Annotated in this window: 22 protein-coding genes; 11 read left to right on the forward strand and 11 right to left on the reverse strand. The window is 66.6% G+C overall.

What is annotated here, in order from left to right; genetic code table 11:
- Positions 1-39: 39 nt before the first annotated feature.
- From IB274_RS21400 to IB274_RS21420, 5 genes are all read right to left on the reverse strand, one after another.
- Positions 40-1,056: an MBL fold metallo-hydrolase gene (locus tag IB274_RS21400; RefSeq protein WP_192434562.1), complete on the reverse strand. Its 1,017-nt coding sequence runs from the start codon at positions 1,054-1,056 to the stop codon at positions 40-42.
- 59 nt (positions 1,057-1,115) lie between these two features.
- Positions 1,116-3,017, reverse strand: a complete 1,902-nt coding sequence (locus tag IB274_RS21405) for an acyl-CoA synthetase (protein WP_192434564.1) — start codon at positions 3,015-3,017, stop codon at positions 1,116-1,118.
- Complete coding sequence (locus IB274_RS21410) at positions 3,017-3,970, reverse strand: fumarylacetoacetate hydrolase family protein (RefSeq protein WP_192434566.1); 954 nt, start codon at positions 3,968-3,970, stop codon at positions 3,017-3,019. Before IB274_RS21410 ends, IB274_RS21405 begins: the two co-directional genes overlap by 1 nt.
- A 77-nt stretch (positions 3,971-4,047) precedes the next feature.
- Positions 4,048-5,139: a VOC family protein gene (locus tag IB274_RS21415; RefSeq protein ID WP_192434569.1), complete on the reverse strand. Its 1,092-nt coding sequence runs from the start codon at positions 5,137-5,139 to the stop codon at positions 4,048-4,050.
- A 79-nt stretch (positions 5,140-5,218) separates the two neighbouring features.
- The gene (locus tag IB274_RS21420; protein WP_192434571.1) at positions 5,219-5,833 is read right to left on the reverse strand and encodes a TetR/AcrR family transcriptional regulator; all 615 of its coding nucleotides are present in this window, start codon (positions 5,831-5,833) and stop codon (positions 5,219-5,221) included.
- Positions 5,834-6,096: 263 nt separating this feature from the next.
- Between IB274_RS21420 and IB274_RS21425 the strand changes: the two genes are divergently transcribed.
- Genes IB274_RS21425 through IB274_RS21445 form a run of 5 tightly spaced genes read left to right on the forward strand, consistent with a single transcriptional unit; the run spans position 6,097 to position 12,109 of the window.
- Positions 6,097-7,722, forward strand: a complete 1,626-nt coding sequence (locus IB274_RS21425) for a bifunctional 3-(3-hydroxy-phenyl)propionate/3-hydroxycinnamic acid hydroxylase (protein WP_192434573.1) — start codon at positions 6,097-6,099, stop codon at positions 7,720-7,722.
- On the forward strand, positions 7,719-9,365 hold the full coding sequence (locus IB274_RS21430; RefSeq protein WP_192434575.1) for an FAD-dependent monooxygenase: 1,647 nt from the start codon (positions 7,719-7,721) through the stop codon (positions 9,363-9,365). Before IB274_RS21425 ends, IB274_RS21430 begins: the two co-directional genes overlap by 4 nt.
- A gap of 2 nt (positions 9,366-9,367) precedes the next feature.
- Complete coding sequence (locus IB274_RS21435; protein ID WP_192434577.1) at positions 9,368-9,748, forward strand: hypothetical protein; 381 nt, start codon at positions 9,368-9,370, stop codon at positions 9,746-9,748.
- 28 nt (positions 9,749-9,776) lie between these two features.
- Positions 9,777-10,850, forward strand: a complete 1,074-nt coding sequence (locus IB274_RS21440) for an amidohydrolase family protein (protein WP_192434579.1) — start codon at positions 9,777-9,779, stop codon at positions 10,848-10,850.
- A gap of 29 nt (positions 10,851-10,879) precedes the next feature.
- The gene (locus tag IB274_RS21445) at positions 10,880-12,109 is read left to right on the forward strand and encodes an NADH:flavin oxidoreductase/NADH oxidase family protein (RefSeq protein WP_192434581.1); all 1,230 of its coding nucleotides are present in this window, start codon (positions 10,880-10,882) and stop codon (positions 12,107-12,109) included.
- Between the two features lie 7 nt (positions 12,110-12,116).
- On the opposite strand, the gene IB274_RS21450 is transcribed toward IB274_RS21445, so the two are convergent.
- Positions 12,117-12,764, reverse strand: coding sequence for a TetR/AcrR family transcriptional regulator (locus IB274_RS21450; RefSeq protein ID WP_192434583.1), 648 nt, complete (start codon positions 12,762-12,764; stop codon positions 12,117-12,119).
- A 64-nt stretch (positions 12,765-12,828) separates the two neighbouring features.
- Positions 12,829-14,409, reverse strand: a complete 1,581-nt coding sequence (locus IB274_RS21455) for a bifunctional 3-(3-hydroxy-phenyl)propionate/3-hydroxycinnamic acid hydroxylase (RefSeq protein WP_192434585.1) — start codon at positions 14,407-14,409, stop codon at positions 12,829-12,831.
- Positions 14,410-14,673: 264 nt separating this feature from the next.
- Here IB274_RS21455 and IB274_RS21460 point away from each other — a divergent pair, with 264 nt between their 5' ends.
- Complete coding sequence (locus tag IB274_RS21460) at positions 14,674-15,435, forward strand: DUF599 domain-containing protein (protein ID WP_192434587.1); 762 nt, start codon at positions 14,674-14,676, stop codon at positions 15,433-15,435.
- Positions 15,436-15,501: 66 nt separating this feature from the next.
- Here the strand turns inward: IB274_RS21460 and IB274_RS21465 are convergent, their stop codons facing one another.
- Positions 15,502-15,723 carry a hypothetical protein gene (locus IB274_RS21465; RefSeq protein WP_045207983.1) on the reverse strand — a complete coding sequence of 74 codons (222 nt, stop codon included), beginning with the start codon at positions 15,721-15,723 and terminating at the stop codon, positions 15,502-15,504.
- A gap of 160 nt (positions 15,724-15,883) precedes the next feature.
- Here IB274_RS21465 and IB274_RS21470 point away from each other — a divergent pair, with 160 nt between their 5' ends.
- From IB274_RS21470 to IB274_RS21490, 5 genes are all read left to right on the forward strand, one after another.
- Positions 15,884-16,357, forward strand: a complete 474-nt coding sequence (locus IB274_RS21470) for a PaaI family thioesterase (protein WP_192434589.1) — start codon at positions 15,884-15,886, stop codon at positions 16,355-16,357.
- Entirely contained in the window at positions 16,354-16,800 is a 447-nt protein-coding gene (locus IB274_RS21475; RefSeq protein ID WP_138216605.1) for a PaaI family thioesterase, read from the forward strand. The genes IB274_RS21470 and IB274_RS21475 overlap by 4 nt, the downstream gene beginning before the upstream one ends.
- Positions 16,801-18,045: an MFS transporter gene (locus IB274_RS21480; RefSeq protein WP_192434591.1), complete on the forward strand. Its 1,245-nt coding sequence runs from the start codon at positions 16,801-16,803 to the stop codon at positions 18,043-18,045. It begins immediately after the preceding gene.
- A 142-nt stretch (positions 18,046-18,187) separates the two neighbouring features.
- Complete coding sequence (gene htpG, locus IB274_RS21485) at positions 18,188-20,086, forward strand: molecular chaperone HtpG (protein WP_192434593.1); 1,899 nt, start codon at positions 18,188-18,190, stop codon at positions 20,084-20,086.
- 91 nt (positions 20,087-20,177) lie between these two features.
- The gene (locus IB274_RS21490; protein WP_192434595.1) at positions 20,178-20,909 is read left to right on the forward strand and encodes a dienelactone hydrolase family protein; all 732 of its coding nucleotides are present in this window, start codon (positions 20,178-20,180) and stop codon (positions 20,907-20,909) included.
- 42 nt (positions 20,910-20,951) lie between these two features.
- Here the strand turns inward: IB274_RS21490 and IB274_RS21495 are convergent, their stop codons facing one another.
- From IB274_RS21495 to IB274_RS21505, 3 genes are read right to left on the reverse strand one after another with little or no spacing between them, the layout of a single operon-like run.
- Complete coding sequence (locus IB274_RS21495) at positions 20,952-22,232, reverse strand: cytochrome c (RefSeq protein ID WP_192434597.1); 1,281 nt, start codon at positions 22,230-22,232, stop codon at positions 20,952-20,954.
- Positions 22,229-24,466 (reverse strand): xanthine dehydrogenase family protein molybdopterin-binding subunit, encoded by a 2,238-nt coding sequence (locus IB274_RS21500; RefSeq protein WP_192434599.1) that lies wholly within the window; start codon positions 24,464-24,466, stop codon positions 22,229-22,231. Before IB274_RS21500 ends, IB274_RS21495 begins: the two co-directional genes overlap by 4 nt.
- Positions 24,463-24,963 carry a (2Fe-2S)-binding protein gene (locus IB274_RS21505; RefSeq protein WP_192434601.1) on the reverse strand — a complete coding sequence of 167 codons (501 nt, stop codon included), beginning with the start codon at positions 24,961-24,963 and terminating at the stop codon, positions 24,463-24,465. Before IB274_RS21505 ends, IB274_RS21500 begins: the two co-directional genes overlap by 4 nt.
- Positions 24,964-25,047 lie beyond the last annotated feature (84 nt).

The raw sequence follows: 25,047 nt of genomic DNA on the forward strand, positions 1-25,047 counted from the left end.
ATCTGCGGGTCAGTTGATGAAGGTGGGGAGGTGGAGGCGCTAGAGGTTCAGGTCGAGGGCATCCTCCCCGAGCGTGATCTCGCCCGAATACTCATCGGCCATGCCGCTGACGAATATTCGCCGCGCGACGAAGTTATCCGGGGCGGGGATCAGGTGGGTCAGCAGCAGGTGGCGGACGCCCGCGCGCTGGGCCATGCGCGCCAGCTCCAGGGTGTCGGCGTGGTAGTCGAGCACGCGCACGGCCTGCGCGCCGCGATCTGGCTGCCCGGTGCGTTCCAGCGCGGCGGCGCCTTCGCGTACCAGATGGGCGTTGATCGCCTCGTGTACTACCAGGTCGGCATCGCGCATGGCTTCGAGGTAGCGCTCGCTGACGCGGGTGTCGCCGCTGATGAACAGCTTCTTGCCCTGGTAACGCAGCACATAGCCATAGGCGGGTTCCACCGGGTGGTGATCGACACGGTAGGCGTCGATGGTCACGCCGCCCTGGTCATAGACGCGCACCGACTCCTGCCCCTCGGTGATATCCACCCGGCGCGGCTCGGCGAACGCCAGCTGCTTGTCGGTGGGCGGCAGGGCGTGGGCGCTGCGGTAGCCGGCGTCCTGGGCGTAGGCCATGGCCAGACCCTCGACGACCTGCTCGACGCCGGGCGGGCCGTAAACCAGAAAAGGCGTCTGCCGGCCGTAGATCCAGCTGTGGTTGATCAGCGCGCCGAGCCCATTGAAATGATCGGAATGCCAGTGGGTGATGAACACCTGGTTCAGCGCCTGCACTGGCACGTGGTTGGTCTCCAGGTTGCGCATGGCGTTCTCGCCGGCATCGAAGAGGAACAGCCGGCCGCCGGCAGCCACCAGGGTGCAGGCCTGGCCGCGGGTGGCGTTGGCCTGCGGTGTGCCGGTGCCGCAGAGGATGACGCGGATGGCGTTGCCGCCGTGGATCAGGGAATGGTCGGTGTGGTCCTTGACCATCGTATCCAGAGCCGCGTGCTGGATACGTTCGCAGCCGGGCAGGGCGAGGACGAGCAGCAGGGCAAGGGCTCGGGGCAGTCGGGGGCGCATGGCACTTCCTTCGTTTTATTGTTGTTTCGGGTGCGCGCGAGGCGGTGGTGCGATTGGTCTTAGCCGTGCCAGTCCACCGCGAAGCTGTAGCGGCCCAGCGCGCGGGCAAGTTCATCGCGTCCGGTGCCGGCGCGAACCTGCGCCACCAGCCCGCGGCGGGCATCCTGCACCACCTCCACGGCGATGCCGGCCAGACCCTGGTTGTCCGCTTCCTGATGGATTACCCGGGCGATTTCGCGTTGCTGCAGCGCGGGCTTGAAGATCTTGCCCACCGGCGTGACCGGTAGGGCGTCGAGAATCTCGATGCGCTTGGGCACCGCGGCGCGTTCGCTGATTCGCTGGTTGGCGAAGTCCAGCAGCGCGGCGCTGTCGGCACGCTGGCCGGCGGCGAGCTGCACGTAGGCCACGGGAATCTCGCCGGCATGCGGGTCGGGGCTGCCCACCGCGGCTACCAGAGCAACTGCCGGGTGCGCCTGCAGTGCCTCCTCGATCTGCTTCGGGTCGATGTTGTGGCCACCGCGGATGATCAGTTCCTTCTTACGCCCGGTGAGCCAGAAGTAGCCCTGGGCGTCCTGTCGCCCGAGGTCGCCAGTGTTCAGCCAGCGCTGTCCGCCGATGTCGATCCACAGGCCCTTGTTGTGGCTGTGGTCGAGGTAGCCGAGGAACACGTTCGGGCCGTGGATGGCGATCACCCCGACTTCGTCGGCTTCGGCGTCGCGCAGATAGTCGCCGTGGTCATCGAGGATCACCGCACGCATGCCCTGGTAGGCCAGGCGCAGCCCGATGGAGCCGATCGGGCGTTCGCCGGCGGGCGGGTTGCTCGATGAGACGCAGGCGCCTTCGGTGAGGCCGTAGCCTTCGAGGATGCGCACGCCTACCACGCGCTCGAACTCGCGGAACAGCTCCACCGGCATAGGCGCGGCGCCGCACAGCGCGTACTGCAGGCTGGACAGGTCATGCCCGGCAGTGGGTTGCTGCAGTAGCGCCGAATAGACGGTCGGCACGCCGGAAAAGAAGTTGATGCCAAAGTGCTGGACCATCGCCCAGAAGGACGCAATCACCCCCTCGCCGCGATAACCCTGGGGCGTGCCGATGATCACCCGGTCGCCGTGGGTCCAGGGCATAAGCCCGGTGACCAGCTGGCCGTTGACGTGGAACAGCGGCAGCCCGCAGAAGATCACTTGGCCGCTCTGGCGCGGCTGCAGGTTGGCTGCCATGGCCCAGGCGTTGAAGACTTCCGAGCCGTGGCTGCGCTTGGCGATCTTCGGCAGACCGGTGGTGCCGCCGGTGCAGAAATAGGAAGAGGGCTCCTCCGCGCGGATCAACCGACCGCTGCTGAGCTGCTTGCCGTTCTCGCGGCGCATCAGGCGGCGCAGGTCGTGGATGCGCAGGCGCGGGTGGCGAGTGCGTTCGCGCCGGGCCATCCAGCGCAGCGCCAGGGACGCCACGCTGCCGACGTAGGGCGCCATGCTCACCCACAGCACATCGCGCACGCCGGGCAGGCTGTCGAGCTGGCTGGCCAGCTTGGGCCACAGGTCGCTGCCGGGTGTCGGCGCCAGGGTCACCACCAGCCGCGCGTTGGCGGCGCGCAACAGGTCGCCGATCTGCGCGGCCTCCAGCAGCGGGTTGATCGCCAGGACGATGCCCGCGGCCTCGCCACCCCAGATCACGAAGTGAGTCTCCGGCAGGTTCGGCAGCAGGAAGGCGACCACGTCCTTCGACCCGATGCCGAGCCGGTGGAAGGCGTTGGCGGCGCGGGTGATGTCGGCGAACAGCTCGGCGTAGGTCCAGTCGTGGGTGCGGCGGAAGTCATTCGCTTCGAGAAAGAAGCTCAGCGCCGTTGCCTGGCCGTGTTGCAGGGCGCAGCGCCGCAGCGCCTCGTAGGTGCTGGCGGGCAGTTCGCGGCGGGCCAGCGGGACGCCCTCCAGCGCCTGGATGTCGGCGAGGGTCTTCACGGCCATCAGGCTTGCTCCACCACGCGGTTGCGCTGCACGCCCAGGTCGATCACGCCGTCGGCGCTGCGGATGCTGGCTTCCACCACGTCACCCGCCTTCAGGTACTGGCTGCGACCTTCCTGGGTCTTCATGAAGGCCTGCCACTTGACTCGCTCCGGCAGCAGCGCGGCGATGCGCTGCTTGGCCGGGGAGGGAATCGACAGCGCGCAGCCGGCCGGCGTGCCGGTGGCGATCAGGTCGCCGGCGGCGAAGTCCTGCACGCCGGACAGCTCGCTCAGGGTCTCTGCCGGGCCGTGTACCAGGTTGGCGGTGCTGTCGCTCTGGCGCACTTCGCCGTTGACCGTCAGGCGCAGCTGCAGCTCCTTCAGGTAGCGCATGTCGCTCTTCTGCAACAGGCATAGGTACGGGCCGACCGGGCCGAAGGTGCGGAAGCTCTTGCCCTTGTAGAACTGCATCTGCGGAATCTGGATATCCCGCGCCGAGTAGTCGTTGACGATCACCACGCCGGCGATGAACTCGTGCAGATTGGCGTCGGTCACCGCGACCTTGCCGGTGATCTCGCGGCGCAGCACCAGGCCCAGCTCGATCTCGTAGTCGAGGAAGCGCACCTGGCGCGGTTTGATCAGGTCGCTGTCGGCGGCGACGATGCAGCTCTGCGCTTTGGTGAATATCATGTTGAAGTGCTTGGCGTCCGGGTCCACGCCCGACTCGATCATGTGCTGGCGGTAGTTGGCGCCCTGGCAGACGAACTGCTGGTCGCGGGTGATCGGCGAGAGCAGCCTGACCGAATCCAGTGCCAGTTCTTCGCCCTGCACTTGCGCCAGTTCCTCGACCGGAACCTGGCGGATCAGCTCGCCGGTGCTGGCGTAGCGGCCGGGCAGGGGGCTGATGCGCCCCTGGCGCAGCACGCCCCAGCGGGATTCGTTCTGGTGTTCGAAGTGGACAAGGTGCACGGGCATGGGAGCGACTCCTGGTACTGCGGTGGGCCGCGTCGGGCGGCGATCGTTGTTGTGCTTTCTGTGGTGCTGCGGCGGGCCTAGCCGAACATCCGCGCCAGCGTGATCAGCTTGCGCAGCGTCAGGTCCGGGCTGTGCCGCAGGTTGTGCAGCAGGATGCGCAGCTTCTGCAGGTTCATCGCCGGCTTGGTGAAGCTCTTGGGCATGCGCTGGCCCCATTGCGACATGACTTCGGGGCTGACTTCGTGTACCCCGGTGGGGCGTTCGGCGGTGAACAGGTCGCCGTCGCAGTAGTGCTCGTGCTTGTCGCCCCACGGGTCCTGCCAGTAGTCGAAGATCTGGCTGCCGAGGATGTGCCGGCCCATGCCCCAGGCATGCTTCCAGCCGCGCTCGCGCAGCACCCGCTGGCCCATGCCGACGGCGTCGGCATCCACCACTTCGTAGGCGCTGTGGCTGTAGGCGGCCATGAAGCCCTGGGCGAGTGCGAGGGTGTGGTGGTCGGCCGGCGTGTCGCCCAGGTCCAGGCGCAGGAAGGTCACTGCCGGGGAACCGTCGGGCAGCACCTGCACGTCGCTGGGAATGAGACCGAAATGCTCGGTGTACCAGGCGCAGGTGGCCTGGTAGTCGGCCACTTCGAGCACCAAGTGGCCGAGCTTGATGATGTCCGGCGGTGCCACGGGCGGGCGCTGGGTGGCGTTGATCCGGGGTGCCTCGTCGACCTGGTTCAGCGGCAGCGCCGGACGATGTGCCCGTTCGCTGGCCGGCTGCTGGCCATGGATCGCCTCGACGACGAAGCCGGAAGGGTCGCGCAGGCTCACGCTTTCGCCGCCGCCGGGAGTGCTGAGTTTGTGGATTGGCGAGGCCCCCGGCAGGCGCGCCAGTTTTTGCAGGTCCTCGCGTGATTCCACGGCCAGGCCAAGGCCGACGAAGCGCGCCTGCGCCGCCTGCTGCACCCGATAGCAGTAGGGCGCAGGGCCAGTGCCGCGCAGGTACAGGCAGTCGGCATCGCGACGCGCCAGGGTCAGGCCGAAGTCACCGAGAAAGCGTTCGGCTTGCTCCAGGTCCGGGCGTTCGAAGATCAGGTGGGCCAGGGCCCGAGCCTTGACCGTCGGCTGCGGATGGCGAGCCGGTTGCGGCGTTGCCAGGGAAATAGAGGAGTGCTGACGGCTCATGTTTGTTGTTCTCCGCGGCTTTCGTCAGGCAAGGCTTCGCCATCGCCCCTGAGTAGGAGCGTTGGCAGGTTCGGTTGGATCAGTCCGCGGGTGGCAGCGGTGGCAACTCACCGGTGGACAGGCTGCGCGCTTCTTCCGACGCCACGCCGAGCGCGCGCAGGGTCAACTCCGCGGCGTCGCTGCCGGCCTGGCGCCAGGTCCGGTGGCCCTCCAGGACCAGGAAGATGGAGCTGAGCACGGAGCCGGCGATCATCGAGATCACCGACGGCAGCTGCTCCTGGCGGAAGCTGTAGCGGCCACCCGCGAGCCCGCTGAGCAGGTCGGCAGTGGGCGGGCCGAACCACATGCCGCGCAGCGATTCCTCGCTCATCGAGAAGCGGCTGATGAAGGCGCCCCAGTGCGGTTCCTCGTGGGCCCGGCGTATGAAGAAGCGGATGCCGTTGGCCAGGCGCAGGGCCGGGTCCGACGTCTCGCCGAAGCTCTTCACCACGCGCTGGTGCATCTCCGCCGACAGGTGGCTGGCCACATGCTGGAAGAGGTCGTCGATGGACTGCAGGTTGTTGTAGATGGTGCCCCGGGCCACACCGGCCTCCTGCGCCAGGTCGCTGATATTCACCTGGCTGGCGCCCTTCTCGGCGAACAGGCGCAGGGCGGCCTGGTGGATACGGCGTTGTACGGGGTTGAGGGTTTCCATGAAGAAATGGCTCCAAGGTCAAGCTTGAAGCGATTGAACACGTGCGTTCAAAATAAGTCAACAGGGTCTATTGATCGTTATTTTCTCAAATTTCTTCCCGGCTTCTCCCGTCTTTCGTGCCCTCCCGGCCCTTGGACGGTTCTTCGGAAAGGCTCTGGCTGGCGGCTTTGGCTAGGAAAATCGAAGCAAAATTGATCTCCAGTTGACTGAATTGAACACTGGTGTTCAAAATATTTCGGCGATGTCTTCCCCTGGAGCAAGCAATGCAACAGTCCACAACAACAACGACAACTTGTGACGTGATCATCGTCGGACTCGGCCCCACCGGGGCGGTGCTGGCCAACCTGCTGGGCCGCTATGGCTGGTCGGTGGTCGGCCTGGAGCGCGACGAGGACCTTTACTATGCCCCGCGTGCCGTGCATTTCGACGACGAGATCATGCGCATCTTCCAGTTCGCCGGCCTGGCCGACGACATCGGCCGCACCAGCGAATCCTTCACCGACATGGAGATCATTCTGCGTCCCGGACGCAAGCCGGTGACCCGCTCGCGCATCGGCAGCCAGGACCGGCGCTACGGCCATCCTGGCGCCTGGTGGTTCCATCAGCCGACCCTGGAGCGGCATTTCCACGACGGCCTCAAGCGCTACCCCAATATCACCCCGGTGTACGGCTGCCGTGTCACCGGCGTCGAGCAGGATGCCGAAGGCGTGCGCGCCACCGCCGTGCAGCGGGACGGCAGCGAACGGGTGTTCCAGGGGCGCTACCTGATCGGCTGTGATGGCGGCAAGAGTTTCGTCCGCCGCGAGGCTGGGCTGCGCCTGGAGTCAGCGGATTTCGACGAGGCCTGGGTGGTGGTCGATACCAAGACCCGCTCCGGTGAGAAGGATGCGCTGCTGCCGGCCAACCACTCGCAGGTGTGCAACCCGGCGCAGCCAGTGACTTACGTGCCGATGGCCGGCCCGTACTACGAATGGCAGTTCATGGTCACCGGCGGCAAGTCCGAGCGCGAGGCCACCGATCCCTACCTGGTGCGCCAGCAACTGCGCGACTTCGTCGACCTCGACAAGATCGAGATCACCCGCATCGCCTACTACAAGTTCCATGGCCTGTGGGCCAATGACTGGCGCAATGGCCGGATCATTCTCGCTGGCGACTCGGCGCACCAGATGCCGCCGTTCCTCGGCCAGGGCATGTGCTCGGGCGTGCGCGATGCCAACAGCCTGTGCTGGCGGCTGGACATGGTGCTGCGCGGCGCCGCGCGGGAGAAACTGTTCGACGACTATGAGGCCGAACGCTCGGCCCATGTGCGCGAAATCATCAATGGCGCGATGTTCCTCGGCAACGTTATCCAGACTCGCCACCGCGGCGTGGCCTTCCTGCGCGACTGGCTGCTGTTCCGTATCGCCGGGATGCTGCCTTTCGCCAACAAGGCGTTCGCCGACAAGGCCAACCGCAAGAAACCGTTGGCTGCCGGTTTCTGCGGCTGGGGGCACCGGCTGTCCGGTCACCTGGCCCTGCAGCCGAAAGTGCTGCGCGAGGAGGAGAGCGAGCGCGTGCTGCTCGACGAAGCCTTGGGCCACGGCTTTGCCTTGCTCGCCCGGCGCGGTTGCCTCGATAGCCAGCGCGCGCAATTGGAGCGACTGGCGCAACAGGTGGACCTGCGCGTGCTGGAGTTCGCCGAAGATCCGGCCGGCCCGGTGCTGGGCGACCCCACCGGCGCGCTGCAGGACTGGTTCGACGAAGCCGACATGGACTTCGTGCTGATCCGTCCTGATCGCTACGTCTTCGACGCTGGCCGCGCTGACCAGCTGGGCCGCGTCGCCGAGCGCTTCCTCGCCGGCCTGTCGCTGGTAAGCCAGAGCCATCAACCCCAAGGAGTGGCGGCATGATCGACACCCCCGTTCTCATCAGCGGCGCCGGCCCGGTAGGCCTAACCCTGGCGCTGAACCTCAGCCGCCTGGGCATTCGCTCGGTGCTGCTCAACGACCGTCGGCAGACCACCACGCACCCCAAGCTGGACGTAGTGAACTGCCGCTCGATGGAAATCTTCCGCCAGCTGGGCCTGGCCGAGCGCATCCGTACCGCCGGCAACCCGACCGATGCCAACCAGTACTCGGCAATGGCGGCAAGTGCCAGCGGGCCGTTCTACAGCGTGATGTCCGACCGCCACCTGATCTACCAGCCGGTCAACCAGGCCGCGCAGGCCATCCGTGCCTGCCGCGACGGCAGCCTGCCCCTGGAGTCGATGCAGCGCATCGCGCAGATGCATCTGGAACCGGTGTTGATGGCCGAAGTGGAGGCCGACCCGAACATCGAGTTGCGCATGGGCTGGCGCCTGTATGGCTTCGAACAGAGCTCCACCGGCGTGGTGGCGATGGCCCACGAAGTGGATAGCGGCGAAGCGCAGCAGTTCTTCGCCCAATACCTGGTCGGCTGCGACGGTCCCAACAGCCGCGTGCGCAATTTCCTCAATATCGATTACGACGGCACCCGCGACCTGGTCGGCGAGCTGTTCATCATCCACCTGCGCTCCGACGAGATCGCCGGGCTGTTCCCGAACAACCAGCCCTATTGGCACACCTGGCTGACACGGCCGGGATTCGCCGGCCTGCTGGTCTCGCCCGACGCCAGCCGCAACGACTACGTGCTGCACCGGCCCTTCGCGCCGCGCCCCGGCGAGTCGCTGGAGAGCGTGGTGGACGCCGCTCTGGGCTGCAAGCTGCGCTATGAAATCGTCCAGTCCGGTCCCTGGCGTCCACAGTTCTTGGTGGCTCGCTCGTTCGGCCGGCAGCGGGCATTCATTGCCGGCGACGCTACCCACCAGTTCATGCCCACTGGCGGCCTGGGGATGAACACCGGCGTGGCCGAGGCGCATAACCTGGCCTGGAAGCTGGCGGCCTGCCTGGCCGGCTGGGGCGGCCCGCGCCTGCTGGAGAGCTACGAGGCGGAGCGCCTACCCGTTGCCCGGCGCAACCGCGACCACGTGAAGAAATGTGCGGCGGCGACCTTTGAGGCGCAGATGCGGCGTGACGAGGCGCTGCTCGCCCAGGGGGCGGGCGGCGATGCGGCGCGCGAGGCAGCCGGGCGTGAGTTCGAGCGCAAGGTCTCGCGGCTCTACGAGTCGCTTGGCGTGGAGATCGGCTACCGCTACCACGGCTCGCCGGCCATCGAGACGGACACCGCCAGCGAGCCGGCTTACGAGGAGATTCGCTACACGCCCACCACCTGGGCCGGTGCGCGTCTGCCCAGCGCGTTCCGCGAGGATGGCACGGCGGTCTTCGACCAGTTGGCGCTGGGCGGCTATACCCTGCTGGCCTTCGATATGGACACCAAGAGTTACGCACCGCTGCAGGAGGCCGCCGAGGAATGCCGCGTGCCGCTGAGCGTTCTGCCGATCCATGAGAAGTACCTGGCCAACCTGTACGAGCGGCGCTTCGTGCTGGTGCGCCCGGACCAGCATGTGTGCTGGCGCGGCGACAGCCTGCCGGTCGATTGCTATTCGCTGTTCAACCGTCTGCGCGGAGCCCGCTGACCATGAGCCTGTTCATCGATTCGCTGAAACTGCGCCTGCTCCTGCTGGCGTCCATCCCGCTGCTGCGCCGGGCGGAACGCCGCTCGGCGCGCCTGCGCGAACTGCTTCACGAGGACTCCTTCGTGCTGCAGATCCGCACCGGCGATGGTGTCGGCGGCTATTACCAGCTGCGCGGCGGCGTGTTCAGCCTGCACCGTGGCGAGCACCGCCGGCCAGACTTCATCCAGCACTGGCAACGCAGCGCAGATGCGCTGCGGGTGATGCTCAGCCGCGACGAAACCGACATGCTGCGCGCCGTCGAAGGCGGGCAGTGCCAGCTGCAGGGACGCTTCGCGGTGGCCCTGTGGTTCAACGAAGCCATGAAGATCGCCCGGGCTGCCTAGCCCCTCACGGATCACAAGGACAACAAGAATGACGATCCTACAAGGTCGAGTCGACGTGCACCATCACATCATCCCGCCGGCCTTCGTCGAGGTCATGGCGAAAAAAGGCCTGGACATGGTCGCCGGCGCGCCGCTGCCGAAATGGTCGCCGCAGAAGTCCATCGAGGTGATGGACCTCAACGGCATCCAGACCGCCATCACCTCTCTGTCGGCGCCGGGCGTGCATTTCGGCGGGGGAGTAGGGCAGGCCCGCGAGCTGGCGATGCGCTGCAACGACTTCGCCGCGCAGATGCGGGGCGATTATCCGGGGCGCTTCGGCAACTTCGCCGTGCTGCCCACGCCCTTCACCGAGGCTGCCTGCCGCGAAGCGATCCGCGCGCTGGACGAGCTGAAGGCCGAGGGCGTGGTGCTGCTGGGCAGCACCGACGGGGTGTTCCTTGGCGACGAGCGTTTCGACGAGCTGATGGCCGAGCTGAACCGCCGCGCCGCCATCGTCTTCGTCCACCCGAACATGCACGAAAGCAGCGAGAAACTCGGCATCGCCGCGCCGGGCTTCCTGGTCGAATTCCTCTGCGACACCACCCGTGCGGCAGTGAACCTGATCCTCACCGGCACCCTGGAGAAGTACCCGCGCATCCGCTGGATTCTCGCCCACGGCGGAGGCTTCCTGCCCTACGTGGCCTGGCGCGTGTCCCTGGCCAACGCCTTGCCGCAGTTCCAGGACAAGGCCCCGCAGGGAGTGATGACCTACCTCAAGCGTTTCTACTTCGACACGGCGCTGTCGCCTTCGCGCTACTCCATGGCGGCGCTCAAGGAGTTGGTGGAGCCCTCGCAGATCCTCTTCGGCAGCGACTTCCCCTTCGCGCCGGCGCCGGTCACCACCCTGACCTGCCAGACTCTGGAGCAGAACACCTTGTGGACCGATGCACAGCGCTATGGGATCAATCGTGGGCACGCGCTGAGCCTGTTCCCGCAGTATCGCGATGCCCACGAGCAGGTGGTGGCCGCGCCGATCCATAGTGGTGAGTCGTTCGCCAGCCGGCTGAAGCGCAGCCTTACCCGTCCGCTGGGCGCCTACGTCGAGCGCGTACGCAGCCGCTGAGTCAGGACCATTCCCGGAGACGCGAATCCATGAGCACCCTGTTCGAACCCTTGCGCCTGCCCAACGGGCAGGTGATCCGCAACCGCATCGCCAAGGCGGCGATGGAAGAAAACCTCGCCGATGCCGACCACGCGCCCGGCGATACGCTGCTGAGTCTCTACCAGCGCTGGGCCGAGGGCGGTGCCGGGCTGATCATCACCGGCAACGTGATGGTCGACCGCCGTGCGCTGACCGGTCCGGCCGGCGTGGTGCTGGAGGATGACCGCCTGCTGCCGCGCTTCCGCCGCTGGGCCGAGGTCTGCCGCAGCCATGGGGCGCAGGCCTGGATGCAGATCAATCATCCGGGCCGCCAACTGATGGCTGATCTCGGCCAGCCGGCGCTGGGGCCTTCGGCCATTGCCGTGGACATTCCCGGCCTGAAAGGTGTCTTTGCACAGCCGCGTGCGCTGTCCGGCGCGGAAATCGATGGGCTGATCCTGCGCTATCTGAACGCCGCGCTGCTGGCCGAGCGCGCCGGGTTCACTGGCGTGCAGGTACATGCCGCGCATGGCTACCTGTTCAGCCAGTTCCTCTCGCCGCTGAGCAACCGGCGCGAAGATGACTGGGGCGGCAGCCTGGAGAACCGCGCGCGCATTCTGTTGCGCACGGTGGAAGCGATCCGCGCGCGGGTGGCGCCGCAGTTCTGTGTGGCGGTGAAGCTCAATTCCGCCGATTTCCAGCGCGGCGGTTTCGAGGCGCGCGACGCCGAGGCCGTGGTGCGCCTGCTCAACGAGAGCGGCGTGGACCTGGTCGAGCTGTCCGGCGGCAGCTACGAAAGCCCGGCGATGCAGGGGCAGACCCGCGACGGCAGCACCCTGGCGCGGGAGGCCTACTTCCTCGAGTTCGCCGAACGTATCGCCGCGACGGCGCGCATGCCGCTGATGGTGACCGGCGGCATCCGCCGGCGCGAGGTCGCCGAGCGTGTTCTGCAGGGACCGGTGGCGATGGTCGGCATGGCCACTGCCCTGGCGGTCGAGCCAACGCTGCCCCGGCGCTGGCAGGCAGGCGAGGGGGCGAAGGTCGAGCCCATAGTCGTGACCTGGAAGAACAAGGCCTTCGCCGCCGTGGCGACCCAGTCGGTGGTGAAGAAGCAACTGACGCTGCTCAGCCAGGGACGCCCGACCAACCCGCGTACGTCCCCGCTGCTGGCGCTGATCGGCAACCAGCTGAAGTTGCGCAAGCTCTCGCGCCGCTACCGGCGCTGGGTCGCGCAGGCCTGAAGCGCTTTCAGCCGCCCTGGGGCAAGGCCAGGGCGGCTATCTTCGCGGCCTTCGCGGGTGTAGCGCCCAGCGCGCGCAGGAGCATCTCGGCGAGCAGGATGTCCTGGCCTTGCGGCGCCCGGCCTTCGAGGCTGGCGCGGATGGCGCCGGTGACGCCGGCGATCACCAGGTCCAGGGCGAGGTCTTCGTTGGCGTAGTTGAAGACGCCTTCGACCAGGCCGGCGCGCAGGTCGTCGCGGACATGCCCGGCCAGCGTCGAATGCATGGCCTGGTCGTAATGGATCACCCGCAACAGTGCACTGGCCCATTGCGAGTCGGACTGTGCGTGCAGGACGAACATGCGCACGCCGATGGCCAGTCGCCGGGCGCCGCTGGAAATGCCGGCGCTGAGCTGGGTGATGGTCTCGGAGAAGTCGCTGGCCAGCGAGATACCCACGGCTTCGGCCAGCTCCTCCCGCGTCTTGAAGTAGTTGTAGATGGTGCCGGTGGACACCTGCGCCTCGGCGGCCAGGTCCTGGAACACCGTGGCCGCGATGTCCTGCCGGGCGAACACCCGCAGCGCCGCATCGAGCAGGCCCTGGCGGGTGCGGGCGCGCTTCTTGTGGCCGCGGGTGAGCGGTTCGCTTTCTTCTTCGCTTGGCTGGCGGTCGGTCATGGCGGTCATTCGTCTGCGGGGCTACGACGATGATACGGGATGCCCAGGGCCGACCGGTACCCGCTCATGCCCGCAGTAGTGCCTGGCAGTGGCGCAGCAGGTCGGCGGCCTGCTCGGGTCGGCCCTGGTGCATGATGATGCGGTCCGGGCGCACCACGGCCAACGCCGGGTCGGGCCAGGGCGCGAGCAATGAGCCGTCGAGGGTTTCGGCGAGGTCCGCGCGGCTGTCGTCGCGGGCATGGCCGATCTGCAGGAAGCTGCCGCCCAGCTCCAGCCATTGCTGCTGTTGCGCAGTGTCGAGCCAGTGGCGCGGGTCGGTGCCCAGGCCGACCAGTTGCAGGCGGTCGCCCAGTAACTGGTCGCTCAGACAGATGCGCCCGGCGCTGCGCACCCAGGCCTGGGGGAACAGCCCGCCGCTGACCAGCCGGGCACGCCGCGGGCTGCGCACGAACAGGCCGCGGCGGAAACGGTGCTTGGGCTTGATGTCCAGCTCCTCGAAATGCCGCCGCGCCGCCGGGATCAGTCGCAGCGTCTTCATCAGACCATGGATCAGCGCAGCCGCCAGGGCGTTGCCGGGCATCACCAGGCGGCCCATGAGCTTGGCCAGGTCGATCATCTCCCGTGCGTGGGGCTGGCGCTCCTGGTCGTAGCTGTCGAGTATTCGCGGCGTCGCGCGTTCCTGTAGTACCCAGGAGAGCTTCCAAGCGAGGTTGGCCACGTCGCGCAAACCGGCCACCAGGCCTTGTCCGACGAAGGGCGGAGTGATGTGCGCGGCGTCGCCGACGAGGAATACCCGGCCCTGCTGGAAGCGCTCGCAGCAGCGGGCGTGGAAGCGGTAGACCGCCTTGCGCTCGATGTTCAGTTGCTGCGGCGCGATCCAGGGCGCCAGCAGGGCGCGGATGCGCTCCTGGTCTTCCATCTCGTCGCGGGTTTCACCGGGTCGCAGCATGAATTCCCAGCGCTCGCGGCCGCCGGGGGCGGGCATGTGCGGTGTCGGGCGGCGATGGTCGCAGAGGAACTCGACGTGGTCGATGGCCTTTCCCTGACGCGCTCCGGCGTCGACGATCAGCCAGTCCTCGGAATAGCTCTGGCCGTTGAACTCCTGGCCGATCAGCCCGCGCACCCTCGAACTAGCACCGTCCGCGCCGACCAGATAGCGGCAACGTACGTGATGCTGCACGCCGGCTTCGTCGACCAGAGTGGCGCTGACACCGGTGCCGTCCTGGGCGAACTCCTGCAGCTCCAGGCCTCCCCGACAGCGCAGGTTCCCGTAGTGCTGCGCCTGCCGCCGCATCGCCTGCTCCAGGTCCGGTTGATAGAAGGTCACCAGCTTGTGATGGCCATCGATGCGGCCGCTGGTGTTGGCCTGGCCGAACTGGCCGACAATGGGGCAGTGCATCTTCACCTGGGGGATGACCACGGTTTCGAACGCGTCTTCCTCCAGCCCGGCGAGCTGGAGGATACGCAGCGCTTCGTTGTCCAGGGCGATGGCGCGCGGCATGGGAAGGATGTCGTGGTCCTTGTCGATCACCAAGGCGTCTACGCCATAGCGGCCGAGCAAAGCAGCCAGCGTCGCGCCGACCGGACCATTGCCGATCACCAGAACGTCGACCGATTCGGGGAGGAGCTCATTGTTGTTATGCATTGGGAGATCCGCAGCCAGAAGTGGGCCCGGATTCTTGCTGATCCGGGTGAGGCGGAATCTAACAAAAATGACGGGTACGTCAATATTGGCTTTTTATTCAGAAATTCTTCCGATCTGATCGGGTCCCTGGGCAGGCAATGTCGATGGCGGGGCGCAGCGGAGGAGGGCGTTGCCCTGGGAAGCGGAAATCGTGTCTTGAGGGTAGGATCTGGCGTCTATCGGCTGCGTACTGACTTCATCCCGTCTCGAATCGCAAGGAAATCCATGACCGACGTCGTCGACCTGTTCGACATCCAGTATTTCTGGAACCTGATTGCCATGCTCTGGTTCCTCTTCTGCTGGATTGGCTATACCCGCTACGCCAAGACCAAGGCCCGCGACACCGCGTGCCTGGCCAGTGTGCTGCACCTCTACCGCCAGGACTGGATGCGCCGCGTATTGCTGCGTGACAACCGCGTGGCGGACGCCAGCGTGATCGGCAACCTGGAGCGCAACGCCTCGTTCTTCGCATCCAGCACCCTGATCATCCTGGCCGGCATCCTCACCCTGCTGGGCTCCGCCGAGCGCACGATCTCCGTGCTGGCCGACCTGCCTTTCGTCACGGCGCCGACCCGTGGGCTGTCGGAGCTCAAGCTGCTGTGCCTGGCGGTGGTCTTCGTCTATGCCTTCTTCACCTTCAGCTGGTGCATGCGCCAATACAACTTCGCGGCGGTGCTGATCGGCTCCGCGCCCATGGTGGGGGAACGCAACGTCGGCGAGCTGGAGCGCAAGTCCTTTGCCGAGCGCGCAGCGCGCGTGGTGTCGCTAGCGGCTCACCAGTTCAACCAGGGCCTGCGGACCTATTATTTCGCCCTGGCCATGCTCGCCTGGTTCATCAACCCGTGGATATTCATGCTGGTGACGGCTGGGGTGGTGGGCGTGCTGTACCAGCGCGAATTCCACTCCAGCGTGCTCCACGTGATGGTCTATACGCCGACGCTGCAGGGCGACGCGCCGCGGGACAACGACATTCCCCCCAGCGGTTGACCGGCAAACGACAGAAACGACAAGGCCCGCAATATGCGGGCCTTGTTCTGTGCGGTAGAGGCGCTGTTACTGCTGCTTCTGCTCGCCAGCGGGTTCCTGCGGCGCGGTGGCCGGGGCAGCCGGAGTAGCCGGGGCGGCTTCGGGTGCCGGCGGGGTGGTCGGCGCCGGAGTGGCCGGCTGCTCGGTGGCGGCGGGCGCGGCAGGCGCTTTCGGCTCTTCTTTCTTGTCGCAGGCGGCAAGGCCGAGACCGGCAACGATCAGCAGAGCGAAGGGAAGGGTTTTTTTCATGCGGAGCCTCCATGTGCGGCTTTCCTGGTGTTAGCCCTTTGAGCAGGGGTTGTGTGAATTAGTTCAACGAATATTCCGAAGGCCCTGTAATCCATCACTGCAGGAGTGCCAACGCACGGGGTATCATGCGGCCCCGTGCAGTCAATCGGTCACCCCTCCCATGTCCGAAAACCCACTTCTTGAGCGCGCCCAGCGCTTCCTGTCGGCGCTGCGCCACTGCCAGTTGCTGGGCATCAGCGCACACGCGGCAGATGCTTCCGGCCTGACCCTGCGGCTTCCCTACAGCGAGGCCATCGTCGGCAACCCGGAAACCGGCGTGATCCACGGCGGCGCCATCACCACGCTGATGGACACCACCTGCGGCATCTCCACCGTCTGCGTGCTGCCGCAGTTCGAGATATGCCCGACCCTGGACCTGCGCATCGACTACATGCACCCCGCGCAGCCGCACAAGGACGTCTACGGATTTGCCGAGTGCTACCGGGTCACCCCGAATATCATCTTCACTCGGGGCTACGCCTACCAGGACGACCCTTCCGAGCCCATCGCCCACGTGGTCGGCACCTTCATGCGCATGGGCAAGTCGGTTTCCGCCGGCGCCGTGAAGCGTGATGTCGAGGGAGGCCAGGGATGAGCACGGTGAATATCGAGGCGATGGTGCGCGCGGCGCACGAGAGCAAGAACTACGACCCGCTGCTGGACATGATTCCCTACGCCCGGCTGCTGGGCATCCGCTGCCTGCGCCTGGGCGACGACGCGATCTTCCACCTGCCGGCCAACCCGGACAACATCGGCAACCCGACGCTGCCGGCCCTGCATGGCGGCGTGATCGCCGGCTTCATGGAACAATCGGCCCTGCTGCACCTGCTGATGTTCATGGGCATCCCGCACATGCCCAAGATCATCGACTTTTCCATCGACTACTTGCGCGCCGGGCATTTCCGCGACACCTACGCGCAATGCCAGGTCTGGCGCCAGGGCCGGCGCGTGGCCAACGTCGCCATCACCGCCTGGCAGACCACCCGCACCGAGCCCATCGCCACTGCGCGCGCGCACTTCAAGGTCGACGGCGCCTGAATGGGCACCCTGCTGATCCTGCTCGGCCTGCTGCTGATCCTCGCCGGGTACGTCTGGCTCATCGCCCGCGCCTTCGAGCGCAGTCTGTTCTGGGGCGTCGCCAGCCTGCTGCCGCCGCTGGCGCTGCTGTTCGTCCTGATTCACTGGCGCCACGCGCGCAATGCCGTCTCCCTCGGTGGGCTGGGCTGCATTCCGCTGGTGGTCGGCCTGACCCTGCTGGCCAGCCAGGACAGCGCGCGTCTGGAAGCCATTCTTCGCTTCGAATGGCTCAAGCCCGAACCGGTCGTACAGCCTGAACTGGCCATCGACCTGCGTGGCGAACTGAACGGCAAGCCGTTCGTGCCCGAGCAGGCCGAGTTCATCGATGGCGTGCTCAGCCTGCGTGAAGGGCAGGATTTCTATGCGCATCGAGAGGTCCAGGTGCGCCTGGTCGCGCCGGTCAACGGCCCGGTCCGGCTCGACGTGTTGCCCGACGACAAGGGCCGCCTGCCGGAAATCGAAGTCAGTTGGCTCGCGCCAGGCCAGGACCTGCCCGAGGCGGTGCGCCTGCAGCGTGGCTACAGCCTGCACCTGGACCTGACGCCCAAGGCTCCCAACCGCATGGAAGGCGTTTTCCACCTGGTGCTGCCAGCGGAGATGCAGACCACGTTGTCGGGCAGTATCGAAGTCTTCACCGACCGACTGCGTTACCGCGAGGGCGAGGTGGATACCCACTTCGACTCCCGCGACACCCTGCGTTTTGTGCTGCAGGACTACCTGCAGCGCCGCTTCTCTCGACGTGACGTCGCCATTACCCGCCTGCCGACCCTGGATACCCAGCGGGCGTCGCAGGAGGTCCAGTTGACCGTAGAGACGGACGGCGAGACGCAGGACCTGCAGGTTAAGCTGGAGAAGAACCCGACGCGCGGCTGGGGTGTGAGCGGCGACCACTATCCGCGATTGAAGGCGGCAAGCGTCTCCACCGCCCCAGTACAGGCTCCTGCTGCTGCCACGGTCAGCACCTCGGCACCGGCGGCGACGGAAAGCGGCCGCCTGTCCGTGGAGCGCCTGCTGGCCGCTCCCCAGCGCTACGTCAACCGCAGCATGCGCGTGACCACCGAGCGCGGGCGTACGGCCGAGGGTGTCTTCGTCGGACTGAATGCCGATGGTCGTGTCGTCATTCGTCGGGTCATCGAGGGTCCGGGCGAGGCCAGCTACACGCTGCGCCCCAGCGAAATCACCGATATCGAGCTGCCGGCGCACTGACCACCCGCCGGCGCTCTGCCACCGCCTTGGCCGACGATGTGGCGGTGATTTTTCGCCAACCCCTTGAATTGGTTCGGGAAGCCCCCATCTCGCTGACAGTGGCCGCATGACGCGGCATTTGTCATCCTCGGAGCGAGAAACAATGAGCGCGGAGACTCAAAAAGAAACACTGGGCTTCCAGACCGAAGTGAAGCAGCTGCTTCACCTGATGATTCATTCCCTGTATTCGAACAAGGAAATCTTCCTTCGCGAACTGATTTCCAACGCCTCCGACGCCGCCGACAAGCTGCGGTTCGAGGCCCTGGCCAAGCCGGAGCTGCTCGAAGGCGGCGCCGAGCTGAAAATCCGTGTGAGCTTCGACAAGGACGCCAAGACCGTCACCCTCGAAGACAACGGCATCGGTATGAGCCGCGAGGAAGTGATCGCGCACCTGGGCACCATCGCCAAGTCCGGCACCGCCGACTTCCTGAAGAATCTCTCGGGTGACCAGAAGAAGGACTCCCACCTGATCGGCCAGTTCGGCGTGGGCTTCTACAGCGCCTTCATCGTCGCCGATAAAGTGGACGTATTCACCCGTCGCGCCGGCGCTCCGGTCAGCGAGGGCGTGCACTGGTCGTCGAAAGGCGAGGGCGAGTTCGATGTGGCGAGCATCGACAAGGCTGAACGCGGCACCCGTATCGTCCTGCACCTGAAAGACGGCGAAGAAGAGTTCGCCGACGGCTGGCGCCTGCGCAACATCGTCAAGAAATACTCCGACCATATCGCGCTGCCCATTGAGCTGCCGAAGGAATCGACCGGCGAAGAAGCCCCGGCCGAGACCGAGTGGGAAGTGGTCAACCGTGCCAGCGCCCTCTGGACCCGTCCGCGCACCGAGGTGAAGGACGAGGAATACCAGGAGTTCTACAAGCACATCGCCCATGACTTCGAGAACCCGCTGACCTGGAGCCACAACAAGGTCGAGGGCAAGCTCGAGTACACCTCGCTGCTCTACGTCCCGGCCCGCGCGCCGTTCGACCTGTACCACCGCGAGGCTCCGCGCGGCCTGAAACTGTACGTGCAGCGCGTGTTCATCATGGACCAGGCCGACCAGTTCCTGCCGCTGTACCTGCGCTTCATCAAGGGCGTGGTGGACTCCAACGACCTGTCGCTGAACGTCTCCCGCGAGATCCTCCAGTCCGGCCCCATCGTCGACTCGATGAAGTCTGCGCTGACCAAGCGTTCCCTGGACATGCTGGAGAAGCTGGCGAGCAACGACGCCGAGGCCTACAAGGGCTTCTGGAAGAACTTCGGCCAGGTGCTGAAGGAAGGCCCGGCCGAGGACTTCGCCAACAAGGACAAGATCGCCGGCCTGCTGCGCTTCTCCTCCACCAGCGACGAGAGCGGCGAGCAGAGCGTGTCCCTGGCCGACTACATCGGTCGCCTGAAGGAAGGCCAGGACAAGATCTACTACCTCACCGGCGAAAGCTTCGCCCAGGTGAAGAACAGCCCGCACCTGGAAGTCTTCCGCAAGAAAGGTATCGAAGTGCTGCTGCTCACCGACCGCATCGACGAGTGGCTGATGAGCTATCTGCCGGAGTTCGACGGCAAGCAGCTGGTCGACGTTGCCCGTGGCGACCTGGACCTGGGCAGCCTGGACTCCGAAGAGGACAAGAAGGCCCAGGAAGAGATCGCCAAGGCGAAGGAAGGCCTGGCCGAGCGCCTGAAAGCCGCGCTGGGCGATGAAGTCGCCGAGGTGCGCGTGTCCCACCGCCTGACCGACTCGCCGGCGATCCTCGCCATCGGCGAGCAGGACCTGGGCCTGCAGATGCGCCAGATCCTCGAGGCCAGCGGGCAGAAGGTGCCGGAAGCCAAGCCGATCTTCGAGTTCAACCCGTCCCACCCGCTGATCGAGAAACTCGACGCGGAAGCCGACGAGGACCGCTTCGGCGAGCTGACCCACATCCTCTTCGACCAGGCCGCCCTGGCCGCGGGGGACAGCCTGAAGGACCCGGCCGCCTACGTGCGCCGCCTGAACAAGCTGCTGGTGGAGCTGTCTGCCTGAGTCGCCGCCTGAAAAACAAAGCCCGCTTCGGCGGGCTTTGTGCTTTCTTTATCCGCTCCACCCAACCGACAAGCGAAAAGGGGATTACCCAATGAGCCAGATCCGCGTGCAACCAGTCGCCTACAGCCAGGATGGCGTGTCCTTCGAGGGCCAGTTGGTATTCGATGCTGCCAGCAACGCGCCGCGTCCCGGCCTGCTGATGGCGCCGAACTGGATGGGCGTCAGCCAGGGCGCCGTGGATATCGCCCGCAAGGTCGCCGAGCGCGGCTACGTCGTGCTGGTGGCGGACCTTTATGGCAAGGACGTCCGCCCAAATGGTACGGAACAGGCGGCGGCCGCCATGATGCCGCTCAAGAATGACCGTGCGCTGCTGCGCAAGCGCATGCAGCTTTCCCTCGCCACCCTGTTGGAGCAGGCCGGCCACGCGCCGCTGGATACCAGCCGGCTGGCGACCTTCGGCTTTTGCTTCGGCGGCTGCTGCGCGCTGGAGCTGGCCCGCGACGGTGCGCCGCTGGAGGCTGCCGTGTCCTTCCACGGCACCCTGGATACGCCTAACCCGGCCGATGCGAAGAACATCAAGGGGGCGGTGCTGGTTCTCGACGGCGCGATCGACCCGTTCGTCCCGCGTGAGCAACTGACCGCGTTCGCCAAGGAAATGATCGATGCCCAGGTCGACTGGGCCCTGACCAGCTACGGCGGCGCTGCGCATTCCTTTACCGATCCGCATGCGCAGATCCCGGGCAAGATGCAGTACGACGCCAAGATCGCGCGTCGCGCCTTCGCTGCGATGTTCGACCTGTTGGTCGAGCGCTTCGGCGCCTGACCGGATCGGGGGAGGGCGTCGCGCCGCTCCCCCGCGCCGGATTCAACGCAGCTTGGCCACCTTGAACTCCAGGTCCGGCCAGGCTGGCAGGCCGGCGAAGTCCTCGCGCAGGTACCGCGTCAGTGCGACTACCTGCCCATCGCTCAGGCTGTTGCCGAAGGCCGGCATGTAGCCCAGCTCTGGTCGTGCGGGATCGCCGATGCCATGCAGGATCACCTGCAGCAGGTTGTCCGGCGTGGCCGCATGCAGGTTGTTGCTCACCGCCAGCGATAGCCGCACACCATTGAGCTTCGGGCTGTCGCCGTCATGGTGGCAGGCCATGCAGGCACCATTGAATATCCGTCCACCGCGGCCACTGACGGGCTGCAGCGTGCCGTAGGTCCGCTGCTCCAGTTCGACGGCCCGCTGCTCCGGCGAGAGGTTGCCGGCTTGCTCCGGGAGGAAGGTCGCGAGGTAGCGCGCCATTGCCCGCAGGTCCGTATCCGACTGCTGCGTCAGCCCCGCCGAAACCGGCGCCATCGGGCCGGCGGCGGCGCCGTGGTAGCGCGAGAAGCCGTTGCGGAAATAGTCGTACAGCAGCGCCTGGTTCCAGGGGATGGGTGGCTTGTTGCTGGCGTTGAGCGCAGGAGCCTGCCAGCCGTCCACCGTGGCGCCGGCGAAGCGATCCTTACCCGTGCGCTCGGCGCCCAGCGCGTTGCGTGGCGTGTGACAGGCGCTGCAATGACCCAACCCTTCCACCAGATAGGCGCCACGATTCCACGCGGCATCGCGCTGCGCTTGCGGCTGGAAGATGCCCTTGTCGAAGAACAGGAAGTTCCAGCCCGCCATGATCCGGCGCTGGTTAAAGGGGAAGGGTAGGCGATTGTTCGGCCTATCTGCCTTCACGGCCGGACGGCTCATCAGGTAGGCGTACAGGTCGCGCAGGTCTTCGTCTGCGATGCGGGTGAACGCTGTATAGGGGAAGGCCGGGTAGAGGTAGTCGCCCTCTCGGGAGATACCCGCGCGCATGGCCCGCTTGAAGGCTTCGAAAGACCAGGCGCCGATGCCGGTATCGCGGTCGGGTGTGAGGTTGGAGGTGTAGAGTGTGCCGAATGGCGTGACCATGGCGCGGCCACCCGTCAGGGGTGCGCCGCCGTCGCGGGTGTGGCACACCGCGCAGTCGCCCAGCGCGGCCAGCTGCTGGCCACGGGCGATGGCTTCGGCGCTGAAACTTTCGGGGGCTGGCGGGTCGATCGGCGCGATACTCGATTGCCCGGTGGCGATCATTCCCACCACGGCAAGTGCAGCCAGCGCGCCGATGGCGACCAGTGAAGTCTTTTTCATGACGGTCGCTTCTCCTGCAGCGCGGCGCGAACCCGCTCGGGCGTGAACGGTGGACGAGTGAGGCGCACGCCGGTGGCGTCGTACAGGGCATTGGCGATAGCGGCGGCGCTGGGCACCGAAGTGGACTCGCCGGCCCCCAGCGGCGGGGTGCCGGGACGGTCGAGCAGCAGCGCGGTGATTTTCGGCACTTGCAGGAACCCGAGGATCGGATATCCGCCCCATTCAAGACTGGTGACACCACTGCGGTCGAAGGTCGAGTACTCCATCAGGGCTCGGCTGGTGGCGTGGATCACGTTGCCGTGGACCTGATGGCGCACGCCGTCGGGGTTGACCATCTGCCCGCAATCCTGCGCTACGTGGACATCGGTTACACGGACGGCGCCGGTGTGCGGCTCGACCTCGACATCGACTATCCAGGCGGCCCAGGCCGAACCGAACCCCGGGAAGTCGCTATGGAAATAGCGCGCATAGGCGAAGCCGCGGCCGACCAGCAGGTTGCCCTGGCGAGCTTGAGGGTTGGGGGCGGGACGTGGCTGCCAGTGGGCGGAGCTGGCCAGTGCGTTGATCAGCGCAACCGCGCGCTCGTCGTGCAGGTAGCGTAGGCGGAACTCGATGGGGTCGGCGCCGGCCATTTGCGCCAGTTCGTCGATGTAGGACTCGTGAGCGAAGACGTTGGGCAATGCCGACACCCCGCGCATCCACGACGCCCGGACAATGGGCGCGGCGTCGTTGCAGACCACGCGCATGTGCGGGTAGGCGTACTGCGGCACGGCGGTGCGGTCGCCCATCCGCGTCACCTGGGGCTTGGCATCCACCTTCGAGGTGAGCAGCAGCGCGAGGTTGATGCCGTTGTTGGAGGGGTAGCAGGTGGCGAAGTCGTAGGCGGCCACGTTGCCGTCCTTGTCCAGCCCGCCACGGACTTCGATCAGCTGCGCCGAGCCCTTGGGTTCCCAGCCGTGTTCCTGTTCGCGCATCAATTGCACACGCACCGGGCGGCCGACAGCCAGGGCGAGCAGGGCGGCGTCGGCGGACACGTCATCGGCGCAGTTGCGCCCGTAGCAGCCGGAGGCTTCCATCCTGATGACTTCGACCTGCTCGGGTTGCATGCCCAGCAGCGTTATCAGGTCGGCGCGCAGGTCGTGGGGATTCTGGCTGCCGGACCAGACCTTCATCACGCCGTCCTCGAGGTTCGCCAACGCACAGGACGGGCCGATGGAAGCATGCTGCTGGTAGGGCCAGACGTAGGTGCGCTGCAGCGGACGGTCGATCTGCCGGAGTACGGCGTCCATCTGCTGGTCGTCCTGCAGCATGCGCGGTTGCTTGGGGTGGGCGCGCAGGGTTGCTTCCAGGTCGTCGAGGCCCAGCGGCGGCAGGTCGCTCCAGCTCTTCCAGCGCACCTTCAGCGCCCGAGCGATGCGGATCGCCTGCTCCTCGCGTTCGGCCACCACGCCGATGAAATCACCGATCACCACCAGACGGACAAAGCCGGGCAGCTGGGATACCGATGATTCGTCGACTTCCAGCCGACTCCGGCCCAGGGGCGCGTTGACGTCGGCGCCGGTGTAGGGCGGACGCACCACGCGGCCGTGGAGCATTCCCGGCAGGCGCATGTCGTGTACGTAGGTCAGCCCGCCGGTGACCTTGGCCGGGATGTCGAGGCGCGGCACCGAGTGGCCGACCACCCGGTACTCACTGTGCGGTTTGAGCGGCGCGCCAGCATCGATCTTCAGTTCGAAGCGTTCGCCACGCAGCAGTTCGCCGTAGCCGATGCGGCGGGCCGGCTTGCCTTTGACGAAGATTTCCCCGTCTGCGCAGTCGAGTTGACGGATGTTGCTGCGGAGATGTTGCGCGGCGCGCCGCATCAGAAACTCCCGCGCCTCGGCCGCGGCACGGCGCAGCGGAATGGCGCTGACCTGGATGCTGGAGCTGGCGATGGTTGGGCCCTGGTCGGGGGTGAAGCGGGTGTCGCCGAGCAACAGGGTGATCTGCTTGAGGTCGACGTTCAGTTCCTCGGCGACTATCTGCGTCAGCGCGGTGCGGATACCGGTGCCGAGGTCGACGTGGCCACAGGCGGCGGTGATGGTGCCGTTGCCGGCGATGGCGATGAAGCTGTCGACCTGATCGAGGTGCAGGGCGCTATCGGCGCCCAGCGCCATCAACGGACGCGGCAATTGCACGCTGACCAGCAGCGCGGCGCTGGCCTTGAGGAAGTGGCGGCGGCCGAGCAGGCTCATGCCGGGGTCTCCTGGTCGCCGTTGCCGCGCTGATCGCTCCTGCCGGCCGCCCGCCGCACCGCAGCCAGGATCTGCACATGCGCACCGCAGCGGCACAGGTTGTAGGCCAGCTCCCGGCGAATCTCGTCATCGCTCGGGGTGGGATTGCGGGTGAGCAGGGCCGCGCTGGTCATCACCATGCCGTTGGTGCAGTACCCGCACTGCGCGGCCTGCTCGTCGATGAAGGCCTGTTGCACCGGGTGCAGGGCATCCAGCGTGCCGAGGCCTTCCAGTGTAGTGACCTGGCGCCCCTGGGCCGCGGAGACCGGCGTGATGCAGGCTCGGGTGGCGATGCCATCGAGGTGGACAGTGCAGGCGCCGCACTCGCCCAGGCCGCAGCCGAACTTGGGGCCGTTGAGTTGCAGGTCATTGCGCAGGACGTACAGCAAGGGCGTATCGGCTGCCACGGTGAGCTGCCGGGTCTGGCCGTTGACGAACAGCGAGAGGGGATAAGCCATGGGGTGGGCTCCTTCCTGGGAGAGTGATGCCCGACACCCTGGCCATGGCCGGATGCAGGGAAAAGGAAGGAAGTCTTCGGGAGC

The organism is Pseudomonas sp. PDM18, from assembly GCF_014852585.1.
Classification (GTDB): domain Bacteria; phylum Pseudomonadota; class Gammaproteobacteria; order Pseudomonadales; family Pseudomonadaceae; genus Pseudomonas.

Excerpts from the sequence above, each read along its gene's own strand:
- IB274_RS21400 (WP_192434562.1), bottom strand. The coding sequence starts at position 1,056 with ATGCGCCCCCGACTGCCCCGAGCCCTTGCCCTGCTGCTCGTCCTCGCC.
- IB274_RS21405 (WP_192434564.1), bottom strand. The coding sequence starts at position 3,017 with ATGGCCGTGAAGACCCTCGCCGACATCCAGGCGCTGGAGGGCGTCCCG.
- IB274_RS21410 (WP_192434566.1), bottom strand. The coding sequence starts at position 3,970 with ATGCCCGTGCACCTTGTCCACTTCGAACACCAGAACGAATCCCGCTGG.
- IB274_RS21415 (WP_192434569.1), bottom strand. The coding sequence starts at position 5,139 with ATGAGCCGTCAGCACTCCTCTATTTCCCTGGCAACGCCGCAACCGGCT.
- IB274_RS21420 (WP_192434571.1), bottom strand. The coding sequence starts at position 5,833 with ATGGAAACCCTCAACCCCGTACAACGCCGTATCCACCAGGCCGCCCTG.
- IB274_RS21425 (WP_192434573.1), top strand. The coding sequence starts at position 6,097 with ATGCAACAGTCCACAACAACAACGACAACTTGTGACGTGATCATCGTC.
- IB274_RS21430 (WP_192434575.1), top strand. The coding sequence starts at position 7,719 with ATGATCGACACCCCCGTTCTCATCAGCGGCGCCGGCCCGGTAGGCCTA.
- IB274_RS21435 (WP_192434577.1), top strand. The coding sequence starts at position 9,368 with ATGAGCCTGTTCATCGATTCGCTGAAACTGCGCCTGCTCCTGCTGGCG.
- IB274_RS21440 (WP_192434579.1), top strand. The coding sequence starts at position 9,777 with ATGACGATCCTACAAGGTCGAGTCGACGTGCACCATCACATCATCCCG.
- IB274_RS21445 (WP_192434581.1), top strand. The coding sequence starts at position 10,880 with ATGAGCACCCTGTTCGAACCCTTGCGCCTGCCCAACGGGCAGGTGATC.
- IB274_RS21450 (WP_192434583.1), bottom strand. The coding sequence starts at position 12,764 with ATGACCGACCGCCAGCCAAGCGAAGAAGAAAGCGAACCGCTCACCCGC.
- IB274_RS21455 (WP_192434585.1), bottom strand. The coding sequence starts at position 14,409 with ATGCATAACAACAATGAGCTCCTCCCCGAATCGGTCGACGTTCTGGTG.
- IB274_RS21460 (WP_192434587.1), top strand. The coding sequence starts at position 14,674 with ATGACCGACGTCGTCGACCTGTTCGACATCCAGTATTTCTGGAACCTG.
- IB274_RS21465 (WP_045207983.1), bottom strand. The coding sequence starts at position 15,723 with ATGAAAAAAACCCTTCCCTTCGCTCTGCTGATCGTTGCCGGTCTCGGC.
- IB274_RS21470 (WP_192434589.1), top strand. The coding sequence starts at position 15,884 with ATGTCCGAAAACCCACTTCTTGAGCGCGCCCAGCGCTTCCTGTCGGCG.
- IB274_RS21475 (WP_138216605.1), top strand. The coding sequence starts at position 16,354 with ATGAGCACGGTGAATATCGAGGCGATGGTGCGCGCGGCGCACGAGAGC.
- IB274_RS21480 (WP_192434591.1), top strand. The coding sequence starts at position 16,801 with ATGGGCACCCTGCTGATCCTGCTCGGCCTGCTGCTGATCCTCGCCGGG.
- htpG (WP_192434593.1), top strand. The coding sequence starts at position 18,188 with ATGAGCGCGGAGACTCAAAAAGAAACACTGGGCTTCCAGACCGAAGTG.
- IB274_RS21490 (WP_192434595.1), top strand. The coding sequence starts at position 20,178 with ATGAGCCAGATCCGCGTGCAACCAGTCGCCTACAGCCAGGATGGCGTG.
- IB274_RS21495 (WP_192434597.1), bottom strand. The coding sequence starts at position 22,232 with ATGAAAAAGACTTCACTGGTCGCCATCGGCGCGCTGGCTGCACTTGCC.
- IB274_RS21500 (WP_192434599.1), bottom strand. The coding sequence starts at position 24,466 with ATGAGCCTGCTCGGCCGCCGCCACTTCCTCAAGGCCAGCGCCGCGCTG.
- IB274_RS21505 (WP_192434601.1), bottom strand. The coding sequence starts at position 24,963 with ATGGCTTATCCCCTCTCGCTGTTCGTCAACGGCCAGACCCGGCAGCTC.